This is a genomic window from Salinispora mooreana, assembly GCF_000379065.1.
In the GTDB taxonomy this organism is placed as follows: Bacteria; Actinomycetota; Actinomycetes; order Mycobacteriales; family Micromonosporaceae; genus Micromonospora; species Micromonospora mooreana.
The window spans coordinates 2,216,656-2,233,029 of sequence record NZ_KB900614.1; the positions used below are offsets into that span (position 1 = coordinate 2,216,656).

Annotated in this window: 16 protein-coding genes; 7 read left to right on the top strand and 9 right to left on the bottom strand. The window is 71.4% G+C overall.

Features of this window, described 5'->3' with window-relative positions:
* Positions 1-37 precede the first annotated feature (37 nt).
* Positions 38-598, bottom strand: a complete 561-nt coding sequence (locus SALPAC6_RS0110585; RefSeq protein ID WP_018253394.1) for a TIGR02611 family protein — start codon at positions 596-598, stop codon at positions 38-40.
* A gap of 293 nt (positions 599-891) precedes the next feature.
* On the opposite strand from SALPAC6_RS0110585, the gene SALPAC6_RS0110590 reads away from it, so the two are divergent.
* The gene (locus tag SALPAC6_RS0110590) at positions 892-1,323 is read left to right on the top strand and encodes an SsgA family sporulation/cell division regulator (RefSeq protein ID WP_011905498.1); all 432 of its coding nucleotides are present in this window, start codon (positions 892-894) and stop codon (positions 1,321-1,323) included.
* Between the two features lie 148 nt (positions 1,324-1,471).
* Here the strand turns inward: SALPAC6_RS0110590 and SALPAC6_RS0110595 are convergent, their stop codons facing one another.
* Positions 1,472-2,248 (bottom strand): RhlG family 3-oxoacyl-ACP reductase, encoded by a 777-nt coding sequence (locus tag SALPAC6_RS0110595; protein ID WP_026189530.1) that lies wholly within the window; start codon positions 2,246-2,248, stop codon positions 1,472-1,474.
* 228 nt (positions 2,249-2,476) lie between these two features.
* Between SALPAC6_RS0110595 and SALPAC6_RS27560 the strand changes: the two genes are divergently transcribed.
* Positions 2,477-3,574 carry a helix-turn-helix transcriptional regulator gene (locus tag SALPAC6_RS27560; protein WP_026189531.1) on the top strand — a complete coding sequence of 366 codons (1,098 nt, stop codon included), beginning with the start codon at positions 2,477-2,479 and terminating at the stop codon, positions 3,572-3,574.
* On the opposite strand, the gene SALPAC6_RS29375 is transcribed toward SALPAC6_RS27560, so the two are convergent.
* Positions 3,458-4,453 (bottom strand): hypothetical protein, encoded by a 996-nt coding sequence (locus tag SALPAC6_RS29375; RefSeq protein WP_018253397.1) that lies wholly within the window; start codon positions 4,451-4,453, stop codon positions 3,458-3,460. The two genes, SALPAC6_RS27560 and SALPAC6_RS29375, sit on opposite strands and share 117 nt — an antisense overlap.
* 121 nt (positions 4,454-4,574) lie before the next feature.
* On the opposite strand from SALPAC6_RS29375, the gene SALPAC6_RS0110615 reads away from it, so the two are divergent.
* Complete coding sequence (locus tag SALPAC6_RS0110615; protein WP_026189534.1) at positions 4,575-6,260, top strand: tetratricopeptide repeat protein; 1,686 nt, start codon at positions 4,575-4,577, stop codon at positions 6,258-6,260.
* Positions 6,261-6,332: 72 nt separating this feature from the next.
* On the opposite strand, the gene SALPAC6_RS0110620 is transcribed toward SALPAC6_RS0110615, so the two are convergent.
* Positions 6,333-7,661 carry a sensor histidine kinase gene (locus SALPAC6_RS0110620; RefSeq protein ID WP_018253399.1) on the bottom strand — a complete coding sequence of 443 codons (1,329 nt, stop codon included), beginning with the start codon at positions 7,659-7,661 and terminating at the stop codon, positions 6,333-6,335.
* A gap of 113 nt (positions 7,662-7,774) precedes the next feature.
* Positions 7,775-8,434 (bottom strand): response regulator transcription factor, encoded by a 660-nt coding sequence (locus SALPAC6_RS0110625; RefSeq protein ID WP_018253400.1) that lies wholly within the window; start codon positions 8,432-8,434, stop codon positions 7,775-7,777.
* Between the two features lie 96 nt (positions 8,435-8,530).
* Between SALPAC6_RS0110625 and SALPAC6_RS0110630 the strand changes: the two genes are divergently transcribed.
* Positions 8,531-9,634 carry a LolA family protein gene (locus tag SALPAC6_RS0110630; RefSeq protein ID WP_018253401.1) on the top strand — a complete coding sequence of 368 codons (1,104 nt, stop codon included), beginning with the start codon at positions 8,531-8,533 and terminating at the stop codon, positions 9,632-9,634.
* Between the two features lie 312 nt (positions 9,635-9,946).
* The gene (locus tag SALPAC6_RS0110635; protein WP_026189535.1) at positions 9,947-12,211 is read left to right on the top strand and encodes a HelD family protein; all 2,265 of its coding nucleotides are present in this window, start codon (positions 9,947-9,949) and stop codon (positions 12,209-12,211) included.
* Between the two features lie 117 nt (positions 12,212-12,328).
* On the opposite strand, the gene SALPAC6_RS0110640 is transcribed toward SALPAC6_RS0110635, so the two are convergent.
* A complete protein-coding gene (locus SALPAC6_RS0110640; protein WP_018253403.1) occupies positions 12,329-12,736 on the bottom strand; it encodes a hypothetical protein in 408 nt (135 codons plus the stop codon).
* Positions 12,737-13,060: 324 nt separating this feature from the next.
* Here SALPAC6_RS0110640 and SALPAC6_RS0110645 point away from each other — a divergent pair, with 324 nt between their 5' ends.
* On the top strand, positions 13,061-13,348 hold the full coding sequence (locus SALPAC6_RS0110645) for a hypothetical protein (RefSeq protein ID WP_018253404.1): 288 nt from the start codon (positions 13,061-13,063) through the stop codon (positions 13,346-13,348).
* 80 nt (positions 13,349-13,428) lie between these two features.
* On the opposite strand, the gene SALPAC6_RS0110650 is transcribed toward SALPAC6_RS0110645, so the two are convergent.
* From SALPAC6_RS0110650 to SALPAC6_RS0110660, 3 genes are all read right to left on the bottom strand, one after another.
* Entirely contained in the window at positions 13,429-14,505 is a 1,077-nt protein-coding gene (locus SALPAC6_RS0110650; protein WP_018253405.1) for a sporulation protein, read from the bottom strand.
* A 70-nt stretch (positions 14,506-14,575) separates the two neighbouring features.
* Positions 14,576-14,791, bottom strand: coding sequence for a DUF397 domain-containing protein (locus tag SALPAC6_RS0110655; RefSeq protein WP_018253406.1), 216 nt, complete (start codon positions 14,789-14,791; stop codon positions 14,576-14,578).
* Positions 14,788-15,660 carry a helix-turn-helix domain-containing protein gene (locus tag SALPAC6_RS0110660; RefSeq protein ID WP_018253407.1) on the bottom strand — a complete coding sequence of 291 codons (873 nt, stop codon included), beginning with the start codon at positions 15,658-15,660 and terminating at the stop codon, positions 14,788-14,790. The genes SALPAC6_RS0110655 and SALPAC6_RS0110660 overlap by 4 nt, the downstream gene beginning before the upstream one ends.
* Before the next feature lie 444 nt (positions 15,661-16,104).
* Between SALPAC6_RS0110660 and SALPAC6_RS0110665 the strand changes: the two genes are divergently transcribed.
* Entirely contained in the window at positions 16,105-16,356 is a 252-nt protein-coding gene (locus tag SALPAC6_RS0110665) for a DivIVA domain-containing protein (RefSeq protein WP_018253408.1), read from the top strand.
* The last annotated feature ends 18 nt before the right edge of the window (positions 16,357-16,374 follow it).

A 16,374-nucleotide genomic window follows, 5' to 3' on the forward strand; every position in this document is an offset into this window, starting at 1 on the left:
CTCTACCTGATCGCCGATGTCGACCCCAAACCGAGGCTCAGTTCGCCTTGAGGCGATCCAGCGCCCAGGCCACCACATCGATGCCGACGCTGTACTTGAGCGACAGCCACACGACGGTCGACACGAAGACGAGGCCGACCGAGCCGATAGCGAACCGCACCGAGAGTGACTGACGCGTAACCCAACTGGTCCAACTGGAGACGTGCCGGCGGGTAAAGGTGAGCAGCCGCCGCGCCCAGTGGAACTCCACCGCCCAGATCCCGAGGCCGGCGATCACCAGCAACCAGCCGGGGCCCGGCAGTGGGATCAGCGCGATTCCGACGGTCACGACGATGGCGCCAGTCATCGCGACAAGGGCCTTCAGGGCAAGTCGGCCGGTGGGGTTGGCCCGAATCAACGCGAGGGTGGTCGAGACTCGCTGGCGCCACCGTGGCCGTTCTCGCCGGGCATCAACCAGCGCCGCCCCCGCTGCCGGTGCACCCACATCCGAGCCGGATCGAACCGGCTTACTCCGCTGTTCGTTCGACACCCCGTACCCCCGCCGTTCGGCCGCCTGGGTCGCGATGATCGGCCGACCCGACGGCGTGACACGATCCACTGAGGATCACCCCGTCACATTTCCTCCTCCCAGTGTGGCGCGCGCCCGTCACTGCAACCGTGGACTGGACGTTACCGGAGTAAGTCGACGACTGAAGCACCTGATGCCGAGCGGCACCGCGGACGGGCGGAACCGGAAATCCTACAGGAACTTTCACATTCTGGGGGACACTCCGAAGACCTTCCCACCACTGGGTGAAGTCAGCGTATGGCGGAGCGTAGCTAGGGGCAGCACCTGAGTATGGGAAAAGCGGGACACGCGCGTTCCGCAGCGGTGCCGGGGGGAGAACGTCCATGAGTGTCATCCGACCGACGACCGTAGAGGTCGAGACGTCGCTAAGGCTCGTCGCACCTGACGCCACGGCCTTGCCGGTGCGCGCCAGCCTGCGCTACGACCCTGCTGACCCGTATGCGGTCCACGTCCTGTTCCATGCGGAATCGGCCGGTGGCGAGGCGGTCAGCTGGTCGTTCGCACGGGAACTACTGGTGACCGGCCTCGATGAGCCGGCAGGCATCGGCGATGTGCGGGTCTGGCCCTGGGCCACCCCGCGTGGGGACTTCGTCGCCCTGGCGTTGTCGTCCCCGGACGGTAACGCCCTGTTTGAGGTGCCGCGGAGCGTCTTGGTGCGCTTCCTGCGGCGGACCTACGTCGTCGTCGCGCGCGGCCGTGAGGCCGAGCACCTGGACGTCGACACGGCGGTGAACCGGCTGCTCGCCGGCCGCTGAGATCGAAAGAACCGGAATCTGGATTGAAGGACCGAAATCTGGTGACCGGCTAGCCGGGGCCGCGCGGAGCTGCCGAGTCCGCGCGACCCCGGCCACCCCGGCTACCCGGGTCGATACGTGATACGACCCACCACCGGATTGGGCCCGCTCAGCCATGGGTGGTGATGCCGCCGTCAACCGGGATGACCGCGCCGGTCAGGTATGCGCCAGCCCGCGACGACAGGTAGATCGCGGTACCCGCCATGTCCTCCGGCCGGCCGATGCGACCCAGCGGCACCTGCTTCTCGATGGCGGCCCGGGAGGCGGGGTCATCCAGGGCAAACGCCATCATTTTACTCTCGAACGGGCCCGGGGCGATCGCGTTGACGGTGATGTGTTCGGCGGCGAGTTGGTGGGCGAGGCTGCGGGTCAGCATGTGCACGGCCGCCTTCGTGGCGGAGTACGCGTACACCTCCATCCCCGGGACCCGAATCCCGTCCACCGAGCCGATGTTGATGACGCGGGCGGGATCGTCCGCGGTGCCCGCCGCACGCAGTACGGGCAGCAGTGCGGTGGTGAGCCGGAAGACGGCCTTGACGTTGACCGCCCAGAGCTTGTCGAATGCGCTCTCCGGGTAGGCCTCAAGTGGTGCACCCCAGGTGGCACCCGCGTTGTTGACCAGTACGTCGAGTCGGTCGTGCCGCGCTCGTACGGCGGCGGCCAGCGCCTCGGCGCCGACATCGCTACCGAGGTCGGTGGGGACAGCCGTGCAGTCGCCCAGCGTCGACAACTCGGCGGCGACCGCGGTGCAGACCTCCACCTTCCGAGCAGCGATGATCACCTTGGCGCCGCCTCGTACGAAGCCTTCGGCGATCATCCGGCCGATCCCGCGCGAGCCACCGGTGACCAGGACAGTCTTGCCGGAAACCGAGAAAAGATCCGTCATGCTCATCCCTTCACCGTCCACCCCTACCGCTCGGTAACGTAATCGTCTCGGTCAGCCCCCACAACCCCGTCGCCGGCGCGGCGGAGTCGGCGCGGCAAAGTCGGCACGGCGGCGGGTTGTGGGGGCTCCGCACCGGGACTCCGTCGATGCTGGCCCGCCGCGCGGCGCGGGGCCGCGCGGCGAGGACGGTGCTGCGGGAATCGGCATACCGGGCTACCGTCGCAGGTGATGTTCTCTGCTGTTCATCGCTGCCCGGACGCCGCCGTGAGCGCGGCGCGCGGTTTCGGTGACCTGGTGGCCGATCCGGCGTGGCGGCGTCCGGTCCTGCTGGCGGAGGACCTGCTCCTGCTGGTCACCGCGGGGCGGGGCAGCGCCGAGGTGGACTTCCACCCCTTTCCCTGCCATCCGGGCACACTGCTGCGGGTCCGGGCTGGCCAGGTGCTTCGATGTGGGCCACCCCACCTGGGTGCGATCGTGGTGCACTGGGCCTCGGCGGCGCTGCACGGCTTTGACATTGACCTCGAGGCGGCTCCGACCTGGCTTGAGCTGACCGGTGCGGATGGGGCGGCCATCAGTGCCGGTCTCCGTCAGCTCGCGGTGGACTGCGAGCTGCATCGCGGGGAGACCACCGCGCTGCTCCGCCACCAGCTGGCGACGCTGCTGCTTCGGCTGGCGCTGCTGGCGGGCTCCAGCCGGGGGCCTCAGCCCGCGTCGCGGTCGGCGGCACGCACCGCGGCCGGCACCTTCCTCCTGCTCTGCCGCGAGTTGGAGCAGGGCTACCAGCGCAGCCGGCGGGTGGAGGACTACGCCGACCAGTTGGGCTGCTCGGTTCGTACCCTGACCCGCGCCTGCCTGGCAGTCACCGGGCGCAGCGCGAAGCAGGTGGTGGACGAGCGGGTGGCGTTGCAGGCCCGGCGCCTGCTCGCGGCGACCGACGAGCCGGTGGCGCAAGTCGGCCAGCGGCTCGGTTTCGCCGAGCCGACCAACTTCGGCCGGTTCTTCACCCGGGAGGTCGGGGTCAGCCCGGGTGCGTTCCGCGCCGCTCGGGAGCACCTCGCCGACTATTCAGCGCCGACCGGACCGGTAGCAACCGATTCGGTAACGGCCACACCGGTAGCGGCAGGCCCGGAGTCGGTGCCCGCTCTGCCCGCCCGGGAGGTTCCGCCCCTGGTACGCCCGCGCCCGCCCGCCGATGCTGGCGGCGGTCAGCTACGAATGCCGGGCCACAGCGATGACCACGTCACCGCCGAGTCGACCGTGCTCGGGGTCGCGCACGGCGGCGCCGCACCGCAGCAGCCCGGTGAGCGCCCGCTGCACGTCGACTGACCGGTACGCGGTCGCGGTCAGCGCGTGTCGGCGCAGTTCGGTGACGGTACGGGGGCCAGAGCGGGCCAGCTCGGCGAGGAGTTCCTGGCCCAGCGACTCGGGGTCGGGTGCGATGTCGAGCAGCTGCCCGCTCGGGTCGGCGGGGTCCCGATAGCGCACCGCGGTGTCGTCGTCCACCGCCCACAGGTTTTCCTTGAACGCATCCAGGCTGCGGTCGTGGCCGGTGCCGAAGGCGAGCCGCCGCGTGCGTGACCCGTCCACCGCGACCAGGTCGATCTGGGTGGTGAGCGGGAAACCGGCAGTGGCGAGCCCGGCCCGCACCGAGCCGGCAGAGCCAGCAGCCGCAGTGCCGGCCGAGGCAGTAGGTCCGGTAGAGGCAGTAGATGCAGTGCCACCAGACGCAGTGCCAGCGGAGGCAGCAGGCGCGGGTTCCGCCTCGGTGACCAGCAGGAGCTCGGCAGGGCGGCCGGCGGCGCTGGCGGCCAGCACGCCGGGGTCGGTGGCGCCGGCCCCGTCCAGGTACGACAGCAGCGGCGCCCCCATGGCGCCGGCCGCCTTCACCGCGACCGGCAGCCGGGCGGGCCCGCCGGGCACCAGGTGTACGGCAATCTCGGCCGGCAGGGTTGCCTCGATCGCGCCCAGCCGGGCGGGGAGTTCCTCACTGCCCTCGGCGAGCACCAGCACGCTGAGCTGCCGCCCGCGAAGCTGGTTGGCATGCTCGGCGAGCACGCCGAGTACCGCTTCGGCGGAGTCGGTGGCCGCGAGCAGGGCTCCCGGCCCGTAGGCGAGCGCCACGACGCTGGGCCGCCCCTGCGCAACCGCCCGGGGCAACCACGCTTCGAGCTGCCGGCCGAGCAGTTCCCGTACCACCCCGTCCATCACGTCATCGGTTTTACCGTACTGGGATGGACCGGGGGCGGCGGGGCCAACAAAAGCAGCGCGGGGAAACCCAACCGGCGCGGGTCTTGTACATACCGTCGCTGGTTAAGCACCATGGGGCGTGCCTTCTGGCTTCGGTGAACTGACTGACCACGCGCATCATCTGGTGGCTACCGGCGATCTCGCCGGCGCCCAGCGGCTCCTCTCCGACGCGCTGGCCGACGCCGATCCACGGCCTACCAACGCCAGTGCCGAGTTAGCCGAGTTGGCAGGCCTGCAGGCGCGGGTGCTGGTGGGGCTCGGCGATCCGCAGGCCGCGCGGGGATGGGCCGCCTATGCGTACGCGGCGAGCAACCACCTGCACGGCCGTTCGGACGAACGGACCGTCGCGGCCGCCGCCACCCTGGCCGCGGTGCTGCACCGGGTCGGTAGTTGGTCCCGCGCGGCGCGGATCTACCAGGAGGTGATTATCGAGCTGACCGCCTTGGATGGTCCAGAGTCGCTTCGCGTTCTCGCCGCGCACGCCGATCTGGCCACGCTGGAGTACGCCCGCGGCCAGTGCCAGGTCGCCCGCGACCGGCTCGCCGACGCCTGGGAGCTGCACCGCGAGGTGTACGGCGACGGGCATCCCAGCGGCATCAAGATGCTCGCCCGGCTCGGCGCGATGCAGCGCGACTGCGGGTTGGTCGGTTCGGCGCAGGAGAGCCTGGCGCTGGCCGAGGGGTTGTGCCACCAGCACCTGGCCGCGGGGGATCCACTGGCGGGGCAGGTGGCCGCGTTGGGCCGGGCGGGTGCCGATCCGGAGCACCGTTGCGCGCCCCACGGGCGGGAGGCCCCGATCGTGCCGGCCGCTCGAACGCCCCCGCCGGGAGACGGGCCACTCCCCGAGAACCGACCGCTACCTGGGGACGGGCCGCTCCCCGACGACGGGCTACTCTCCGACGACGGGTCACTCCCCGATGGTGCACCACGGGATGCGGACGGGCCGCAGCATCCCGCGCAGCCCGGATATCGACCGACCGACCTGTACTTTCCGCCGGAGCCAGAGCCAGACCGGCCGGTGACCGAGGAGCATCCCGCGGCTGGGTATTCGCCGCCGCCGGCGGTCCCGACGCCCCGGCTACCGCCGGAGGGTGCCGCGTTCCACGAGCCACCCGAGCCCTTCCCGCCGGATCTACCGGTCAGCGGGGACGAGTACGACCCGTGGTGGCGCGAGTCGTCGACCGAACAGTGGGGTGCCGCCGTGCCCCCAGCGGTGTTGCCCCTGACCCACCTGGAGGAGGCCGACGGGGTCCACCGGGTCGGACCCCACGGGATGCCCGATGCGCCGACGGACCAACCGTCGCGGCGGTTGCCGGTGCCGGTGCCGCGCGCCACACCGCTGCCCCGGCACCGGCTGCCGCTCGTGGTGGGTGCGGTGGTGGTGCTGCTGGGGACGGCCGCGGTGATCGCCGGGGTTGCCCGGTTCGACGGGTCGGCACCGCGGCCGGCGACGGACCCGGCAACCGAGGCTCCGGCCACACCGGCGGACGCTTCCGGCGCTCCGCCGGACGCGGTGACCCTGACCGACAACCGGGACAACGTCGCCCTGCGCTGGACCTACCCGAAGGCAGGCACGGGCCCGGTGGTGGTTTCGGGAGGCCAGCCCGGCGAGTCGCAGACCGTATTCGCCAACCTGCCCGCCGGCAGCACCGAGTTCGTCGTGTACGGACTCAACGGTGGCGTCGACTACTGCTTCGCCGTGGCGGTGGTGTGGTCGACGGAGAGGATCGCCCGGTCCGAGGAGGTCTGCACCACGCGCGGTTGACGCCACGTCCGCCCATGCGGTGGGCGCGTCCGTTACTCGGTAAGCGCGTCCGTTACTCGGTAAGCGCGTCCGTTACTCGGTGGGCAGCGCGGGCAGCGTCACCCGGACGCGTAGGCCCGGCGGCGGGTCGGCATCGTCGAGGTCGATCCAACCGCCGGCCCGCCGCACCAGTTCGCGCACGATGGCGAGCCCCAGGCCGGCGCCGCCGGCGTCCCGGTCACGCGCGACATCCAGCCGGGTGAACCGGCCGAAGACCCGTTCCCGGTCCGCCGCCGGGATGCCGGGCCCGTCGTCGGTGACCGTCACCCGGTGGTACGCGGAACCGCCCGGCTCGGCGCCGAGCAGCACCCGACTGCGGGCGTGCCGTACCGCGTTGTCGACCAGGTTGACCAACACCCGGCGCAGTTCCTCCGGGTCGCCGGCCGCCCAGAGCGGCGACACCGACGGTGCCACGTGAACCCTCCCGGCCGGGTAGCGAGCGGCCACCTCGGCCAACAGAGCACCCAGGTCGACCGGCCCGGCGCCGCGGGCGGGCGGGGCCTCGTCGAGGCGGGCGAGCAGCAGCAGGTCGTTGACGAGCCGGCCGAGCCGTTCGGTGTCGGCCAGCAGGTCCACCGAGACGGCCGGCCAGTCGGTCCGGTCCCCCAGCCGCTGCGCGACCTCGAGTTCGGTCCGCAGGTTGGTCAGTGGGCTGCGCAGTTCGTGCGCGGCGTCGGCGACGAACGCCCGCTCCCGGTCCCGGCTGACGCGCAGCCGATCCAGCATGTCGTTGAGGGTCACCGCGAGCCGGTGGATCTCGTCCTGCGACGCCGGTACGGGTAGCCGGCCGTGCCCGTCCCGACCGGTGATCTCCTCAGCGCCCCGGCGCAGCGCCTCCACCGGACGGAGCGTCACGCCGACGGCCCGCCAGGCCACGAGGGCGAGCAGACCCACCAGCGGCGGGAAGCTGACCAGCAGGATGGTCTGGACGACGTGGATGCTCTGCCGCACGTCCACCAGCGAACGGGCGACCAGCACGGTGAGCGGGTCGCCGTCGGTGCCGGCCGGCACGGCCACCACCCGCATCGGCCCGGTCAGCCCCATGCGTTGCCCCGGCACGGTGGTGCCGGCTCGGGCGGTGCGGTCGGCCTGGTCCGGCCGGACCATCGGCACCAGCCGGTCGGCGTCGATGGAGGCGGCGCGGACCCGTCCCTGCGCGTCGATCACCTGTACCCGCACCTGACTGCCGGCGACGGGCAGGGGGTCGGGCAGGGCGTCCTCGGCGGCCAGCAGGGCGATGGCGTCGGCGGTGCGCAGCGCCTCCGTGTCGACATTGCGGTGCAGGGTCCAGTTGAGCACGGCCAGGAGCACCAGGCCGCCGACGGCGAGCCCCGCCGACACGCCGAGTAGGCCGATCGCCATCAGCCGTCCGCGGAGGCCAAGCGGGGTCCGGGGCCATCCGCGCGCCCTTCGCGCCGCGGTGGGTGGGGGGCCGCTGCCGGGGCGGGGACGACCGGCGGGGGCGGCGGGTTCGGTCATGCGGCGACGAGGCGGTAGCCGGCCCCGCGGACGGTCTCCAGGCGGTCTCGGCCGAGCTTGCGGCGCAGGTAGCCCACGTACACCTCCACCGCGTTCGGGGCGGTCTCGATGCTGGCGTCCCAGACGTGGTCAAGGAGTTCGGTTTTGGAGACCACCGTGCCGGGGCGGCGCATCAGGTAGTCGAGCAGGGCGTACTCCCGGCCGGTCAGGGCGACCTCGACGCCGTCTCGGGTCACCCGCCGCCGGGCCGGGTCCAGCCGTAGGTCCCCCACGGCCAGCACGGCCGGCCGCTCCGGTGCACCGCGACGCAGCAGGGCGCGCAGCCGGGCCAGCAGCACCACGTACGAGAAGGGCTTGGTGAGATAGTCATCGGCCCCGCAGTCCAGCCCGTCGGCCTGGTCGTACTCGCCGTCCTTGGCGGAGAGCATGAGCACCGGCAGCCAGCACCGCTCGGCCCGCAGCCGGCGGACCACCTCGTAGCCGGAGAGGCCGGGCAGCATCACGTCGAGGACCATCGCGTCGTAGTCGCCGTGCCGGGCCGCCGCCAGGCCAGCCGGCCCGGTCGCGGCGATGTCCACCACGAACCCTTCGGCCTGGAGCCCCCGGTGCAGGGCAGCCGCCAGCCGCGCTTCGTCCTCCACCACCAGCAGTCGCACGGGAACAAGAGTGCCATCGGGCGACGCGCGCCGGAAACGCCGTCCTCAGCGTCCGCACAGGGTGCGTTCGGCAGGATGGTCGGCAGGAGGTGCCCCATGTCCGTTCTGACAAGCCGTCCCGCCCTACGGTGGCTGGTCCCGGTGGCCGCCGTCGTGACCGTCATCGGCGGCGGCGCCGCGCTGGGCCGTTTCGCTGCCGAAGCCGAGCCGAGCCTGCCGCCCCGATCCGCCGCCCAGCTTCTGGTCGATCTCCAGACCGCCCGCTTCGAGGGTCTGTCCGGCACCGTCGTGCAGCGGGCCGACCTCGGTCTACCGCCGATCGCCGGGTTGCTCGCCGAGGACGGTCCGGCCAGCCTGCTGACCGGCTCCCACACGTTGCGGGTCTGGCACTCCGGGCCGGACCAGCAGCGAGTCGCGTTCGTGGACACGCTCGGGCAGCAGGACTACATCCGTAACGGGCGGGACGTGTGGCTGTGGAACAGCCAGACGAACACGGCCACCCACCGGGTACTGCCGGGAGGCAAGGAGGTGGCGAACCCACCGGAGGTGCCGGTGACGCCGCGGGAGGCCGCCGCGCAGGCGCTCGCCGCGGTTGATCCGACGACCGAGGTAAGCGTCGGGCGGTCGGCCACGGTCGCCGGGCGGGACGCCTATGAGCTGGTGCTCGAGCCCCGGGACGCCGCCTCTCTGGTGCACCAGGTCCGGATCGCCATCGACGCGACCGAGCACCTGCCGCTGCGGTTCGAGGTCTTCGCCGAGGCCGGGGATCCCCCGGCGTTCGAGCTGGCGTTCACCCAGATCGACTACGCCCGGCCGGATGCCGACCAGTTCACCTTCAACCCGCCGCCGGGGGTTCAGATCACCGAGCGGCAGGACGACGGGAAGCACCCCGGGCAGCCACCGCTGCCGGAGCAGCCGGGATCGACCAAGGACAGCGAACAGCCCGGCCCGCGTACCGTCGGCACGAGCTGGGCCACGGTTCTCGTCGCGGAGGTCGGCGAGGTGGAGCGTCCCACCACCGCCGCCGAGGAGGTGCCCGACCTGGACCTGCTCGCCGGTCAGTTGCCGGCGGTCCAGGGTGACTGGGGCAGCGGTCGACTGTTCCGTAGCGCGCTGCTCACGGCGCTGCTCACCGACGACGGCCGGCTGATCGTGGGGGCGGTCTCCCCGGAGCGACTGTACGAGGTGGCTCGGGGCTGACGTCTCGTCGCCGACAACCCCGGGGCTCGCACGGCGCGCGGGCCCCGGGGTTGTCGTTGCCCACGCCAGTGCCCGCCGCCCGAGGCGGGTGAGGACCTCCGCCCACGCCCCTGGCTCGTCGCCACGCCCAGCCCCGCTGGCACATCACCAGGGGCACCTCCGGTGGCCGCGCCGACCGGTATCCTGACCAGTTCAGGGAATAAAAAAGAACGGCATCAAGCCGTTCCTTCGGGCAAGGGTAGCGAATTGCGAGATGGCTTGTCAAGCAACTCCGGCGTTTCACAGCACTCCGGCGGTCCCGGCGAATCGCCGATAAACGACGACGAGCTCGGCCAGGAGCAGGAGTACGTCTCGATGCTCTACGGCCGGCTGGACGCGCTGCGGGAGCAGGCCACCCACCGGCTGGCCGAACAGCTCCGGGCGACCGGTGGCACCCTCCAGGCCCGGTCCCAACGCGACAGCGCGGTACGGATGTACGGCGAGCAGGTGGAGCAGTACTCGGCGGTCGAGCAGGGCCTGTGCTTCGGCCGACTGGACACCGACGACGGCGGCCGGCACTACATCGGCCGGATCGGCATCTTCGACACCGACGGCGACTACGACCCGCTGCTGATCGACTGGCGGGCCCCGGCGGCGCGCGCCTTCTACCTCGCCACCGCCGCCAACCCGCAGGGCGTCCACCGACGACGGCACCTGCGGACCCGGCAACGCACGGTGACCGGCCTCAACGACGAGGTGCTCGACCTGGCTGCCGCCTCCCCCACCGCCCACGAGGAGCTGACCGGCGAGGCGGCGCTGCTCGCGGCCCTCACCGCCGGCCGGACCGGCCGGATGCGGGACATCGTCGAGACCATCCAGGCCGAGCAGGACACGGTCATCCGGGCCGAGCTGCCGGGCACGCTGGTGGTGCAGGGCGGCCCGGGCACCGGCAAGACCGCGGTGGCACTACACCGGGCGGCCTACCTGCTCTACACGCACCGGCGGGAACTCGCCACCCGGGGCGTGCTGCTGGTCGGGCCGAACACGACCTTCCTGCGCTACATCTCCCAGGTGCTGCCGGCCCTCGCCGAGACCGGTGTGCTGCTGCGTACCCAGGCTGACCTCTTCCCCGGCGTCACCGCGCGACGCGCCGAGGCGGCCGAGACCGCCGCGTTGAAGGGCCGCGCGGTGCTGGTGGATGTCCTCTCCACCGCGGTCCGGGACCGACAGTGGGTGCCGGACGAACCGCTGGAGATCGAGCAGCCGCAGCGGGAGATCCTCCAGTTGCACCCGGAGACCGTCCGGGCCGCCCGGGACCGGGCCCGCCGGTCCGGGCGGCCCCACAACCTCGCCCGGGCGGTCTTCGATGTCGAGATCGTGCACGCGCTCGCCACGCAGGTCGCCGAGCGCATCGGCGCTGACCCGCTGGGTGGGGAGAACCTGCTCGAGGAGGCCGACCGCGCCGAGATCCGTCGGGAGCTGCGGGACGATCCGGCGGTACGGGCGGCGCTGGACCAGCTGTGGCCGCTGCTCACCCCGCAGCAGTTGCTCGCCGGCCTGTACGCCGACCCGGTGCGGATCGCCACCGCCGCGCCCATGCTGACCGAGGCCGAGCAGGCCCTGCTGCACCGTCAGCCGGGTGGGTGGACACCGGCCGACGTGCCGTTGCTGGACGAGGCGGCCGAGCTGCTCGGCGAGGACGATCGGGCCGCGGCGGCCCGCCGGGAGCGACTGCGGACCCTACAGCGGGAGTACGCCGAGGGGGTGCTGGAGATCGCCCGAGGCTCCCGGTCGATCGACGTGGAGGACGAGGCGGACGGTGGCGAGATCCTCGGCGTCACCGACCTGCTCGACGCCGACCGGCTGGTGGAGCGGCAGGAGGAGGGGGACCGGCTGACCACCGCACAGCGGGCCGCCGCCGACCGGAGCTGGGCGTTCGGCCACATCATCGTGGATGAGGCGCAGGAGCTGTCGCCGATGGCCTGGCGGCTGCTGATGCGCCGCTGCCCCAGCCGGTCGATGACCATCGTCGGCGATGTGGCGCAGACCGGTGCGTTGGCGGGCACCGCATCCTGGGCTGAGGCCCTCGAGCCGTACGTGGCGCAGCGTTGGCGGCTGACGGAGCTGGCGGTCAGTTACCGCACTCCCGCCGAGATCATGGCGGTCGCCGCGGAGGTGCTCGCCCAGATCGACCCGACGCTGCGCCCACCCCGGTCGGTACGGTCCACCGGTGTGCCGCCGACCGATCGGGAGGTGGCGCCGCAGCGGCTGGCGGCGGAGCTGGTCGATGCGGCGACCGCCATGGCAGCGGCCCTGACTGACGGCCGGCTCGGGGTGATCGTGCCGGCCGCCCGCGTCGCCGATCTGGGCGCAGCCCTGGCGGGTGCCATTCCGGAGGCCACCATCGGTGAGCAGCCCGACCTCAAGAGCCGTACCGTCCTGCTCACCGTCGCCCAGGCCAAGGGGCTGGAGTTCGACGCGGTCCTGGTGGTTGACCCCGACGGGATCGTCGCGGAGTCCCCGCGCGGTCGGAACGACCTGTATGTGGCGCTGACCCGCGCCACCCAACGGCTGACGATTCTGCGCCCCACCTCCTGATCGCCGTCCAGACCCGGCGCATCGGGCTCGCCGGGCCGCGCCCGGCTGATGACCGGGTACACCGGCGGCCTGGCCCGAACCGGGCCAGGCCGTCGGGGCGTGCGGGTCGGCGGGCGGTCAGTCGTCGGAGAGGTTCGCGACGTGCACGCCGGGACCGGCCGCGTCGCTCGTGGAGCCGGCGGTCGGGGTGCTCAGGCCGCCGGTGGTGGCGTCCCCCGTCGTGGTCGGGGCGACCCGGCCCCGGTGCCGTTCTGGTTGCCGGGCCACCCGGCGAACACTGGCCGGGCCGGCGGTCCCGCCGGTCGTCGTGATCGCGCCCTGGCCCCGGGTCGGACCACCGTCGCGCAGCACCTGCGGGTCGATCCGGCTGTGCGCCGGGTCACCCGGGTCCTCCTCCTGAATGACCCGCTGTACGTCGGTCTGCGGCACGGTCACCTCGTCCAGAACGCCCTCGCCGTACCGGTCGCCGGCGATCCGCTCCTCGGCCCGCCGGGCGGCCTCGTTCCGTGTGTCGTCGGTGCGCACGTCACATCACCTCGCAGACTCGTCGGAAGCTGCTTTGGGTTCCCGCCCCCGGGCTGGCCAAACTCGCCGACACGGTGGGGGCGGGGTTACTGCTCCCGGCCGGTCGGGTAGACCCGGGGTGTCCCCGCCACGAACCGTGCCGTGGCCGAGACGCGGTAGCGGGGCGGGGGATCTCAGGTACTCATCAAATCCGAGGAGGACCAGATGAGCACAGAGGCTGCATCCACCAGGCCAAGGAACCGACCTCCGGCGGAGGCCCAGAGCCGGGAGCGCAGGTCGGAGTTCCAGAGCCGGGACCGCCTGCAGGACGCCCCGACCCGGCCGATGCGGGCGATGGACAACGGGCACCGGGAGCAGATGTCGGCTCCGGACACGGAGACGAAGAACTCGTTCCTGACCACCGAGTTCTGGATCTACGCGGGCGCGGTCACCCTGGTGGTGATCTCTGCCTTCTGGCGTGGGTCCGGCACCAACGGGTTGAACATCAACGACCCGATCTTGGCGTGGTGGTTCCTCTCCGCCCTGACCGCCGCATACCTGATCAGTCGGGGGTTGGCGAAGGCCGGCTCGGACCGGCGTCTCACTGGTGAGCGGGGCATGGCCCGGCGTTAGCCGTTAGCGACGAAAGGGTGCCCTCCGGGAGCTGCGTCCCGGCGGGCACCCTTTGCCTGGATGACTGTTCGAGGTCTGGATTACTCCTCGAAGCCGAAGTCCTCGGCGAAGTCCCCTTCGATCGCGTCCTCGATCATCTCACCCGCGATCATGCCGCCAGCCACACCGAGCGCGGCACCGGCGATCACTCCACCCATGCCCATCCCCCGCTGGCCGTGCTGCTGCGGAACACCGAAGCCCTGCGCCCGCAGGCTGCCGTAGCGGGAGGTCGTCTCGCGCAGCCACCCGTCCACCACCTGCACCCAGTCCACCCGGTCGGCGTCCTGGTGGGCGACCTGGTAGCGGCCGAAGACATCCTGCCCGGAGGTGAAGAAGCCGCCGCGCTTGTCGCACTCCAGGATCACGTCCACACCGTGCGGGTTGGTGACGAACGTGAGCTCCACCTCGGTGATCGTCTGCGCGTACTGCGGGGAGGCGAAGAACTCGATCTCCTGGTAGAACGGCAGCGTCTGCTGCACCCCGTAGAGGGATCCGCGCTCCAGGTCGGCGTTCTTGAACCGGAAGCCGAGCCGGGTGAACGCCTCCAGGATGCGCTCGTGCACCGGCAGCGGGTGCACATTGACCTGGTCCAGGTCGCTCTTGTCCACGGCACGGGCGATCGCCAGCTCGGTCCGCAAACCCATCGTCATCCCGTGCAGGCGCTGGCCGTACACGTCGGTGATCGGGGTCTCCCACGGCACCGGTAGCTGGAACGGGATCGATAGCTGCTGCTGGGGAGCTAGCTGCAGCGGCCCGGAGACCGGCATCCGCTGGAACTCCATGAGCCCCGCGTACTCGGTGTCGTGGCCCTCGATCTCGACCCGGGTGACCAGGCCGACGACAATCTGCTCGATGGCCGCCGGCGAGTCCCCGCCGATCAGGTTGACCTGGCCGTCGAGGGTCAGGCCGGGCCGGGTGTTGGGGTTCGTGAGGACGGTGTCCACGCTGGGGCCGCCTACGCCTAACGCGCTCAACATTTTCTTGAAGACCATCGGAACTCCCGCTGGGTCTGGTGTCGCACTCTCCTGGAGCCGACGGTGACGGTGTGCACCGTACCGGATGCTGTCGAGAGGCCGTCGCAAGTCTCCCACCAGCACCGGGTCGGCCGCCACCTCCACCGGACACTCCCGTTGCTGTGGACGCTACCCGGCACCGGCAACCACACCACCGGTCCGGCTCGCCGGCGAGCTAGGCGAAATCGAACTCACCGTCGCGCACGCCGCCGACGAACGCCGCCCACTCCTCGGCCGTATAGATAATCGTGGCCGCCTCGGGGGCCTTGCTGTGCCGCACCGCCACCCGCCCCGACCCATCAAGCAACGGCCCCGCCTCGACGCAGTTGCCGCCATGGTCCGGGCTCTTGGTGCTGATATGCCAAGCAACGTCGGGCATGGTGTCGCTCATGACAACTCCTCCGCAAGTGCAGAAATCAGCCTCGCCGACTCGCGCACGGTGAGCGCGGCCTCCCGGAGGCGATCGTACGCGCGGACATATCGCAGCGCCTTGTCCGACTCCATGAAGAGCCGTCCGCCAAGCGTCTCGGCATGCGCGACGTCGGTGTAGGGCGGAGGCATCTTGAAGAGCCAGAACGTGCCGTCCAAGCCCGCGTGCAGACCGAGGGTGGTGGACAGGACCCGGATCTCGACCGTCGGCTTTTTCAGCGCCTGCACCAGGTGGTTGAGCTGGGCCGCCATTACCTGCCGGCTCATCACCGGACGCCGTAGGACCGATTCCTCAACGATCACGGCGAGTCGCGTAGCGGTGGGCTGTTCCAACAGGCGCTGCCGGTCCATCCGGAGCTGAACCCACTTCCGGATCTGCACCTCGCTGGTGGAACTGGCCTCCGCGTTCCGGATCACCGCCTCGGCGTAGTCCCTGGTTTGCAGTAGGCCGGGTATGAGCAAGGAGGCGTAGGTACACACTTGGTCCGCTCTCGACTCCAGCCAGGGAAAGTCTATGAACGACGTGTCATAGATCGTCTGATCGAAGTCGTTGTCCCAGCGATCAACCCGCCAGGCGTCCTGTGCAAGCTGGATGATCCGGGTTCGTTCCCGCTCGTCGTAGACCCCGTAGAGATCCAACAGTTCCACGACGAGATCTCGACGGAAAGGCCACTCGGCTCGCTCGTACCGGGCCAGCGACGAGAAGTCCCGCTCCAGGAACTGGGCCACGTACTTGAGCGTCAGGCCACGTCGCTCGCGCAGCTCCCGCATCTGTTGGCCGAGCCACTGCGCCCGAAGCGTCCGCACGAAGGCTTCTCTCTTGACGGCCATGCTCACCTCTCCACGCATCCTGCCGAAATGGATCCGTTGGTGTCGTTGCACCAATACCGAGGCCACTGGAAATGTGGCCTTCGGGTGAGGGTGATCACCGGCCCCCGGGGACGCCCGGTGCAAGCACGGCAACCGCGGCTGTGCCAACAGCCGAGAAGGTGACGAGAGACGGCCTGGCGTGTGGCTGACGCATACCGGCTCTCGTCGGGCCTCAACGTGGAGCCGCGATAGGCGCGCATTACGGCTCCGACCGACTTGACGAATACCTATCACGGAAAGGCGGGTCCCCGCGACCCTGCCTCGCCGCGAACTGACACCACCCACCGGCAGCCCGGTGGCCGTACCGCCAAGGAGGCTGCGGTCGTCGGGCGGGGCGGCCCTGCGCCGGAATTCTCCCCTCCGACCGGGGCCGCCCCTTCCAACACCACCGAAGGGATCCGATCAATGCGTTACGGCACCGTCTACGGCGGCACCGAGCAACTTCATCCCCGCCTCGTCCGCGAACGGAACTTCGCCACGGTGGGCCTCGGCCGGCGCGGCCTGGACCCCCAGGAGGTACGACACTTCCTGCACCGGGTCGCGCACGAGCTGGCCACTCTGCGGCAGGAGGTGGCTCGGCTCCACGACGAGAACACCCGGATCAAGCGGGCGCTGCGCGACTGGCAGAGCGCCCAGTCCCGACGGCGCACGCCCTGACCGACCCCGGGCCCCCAA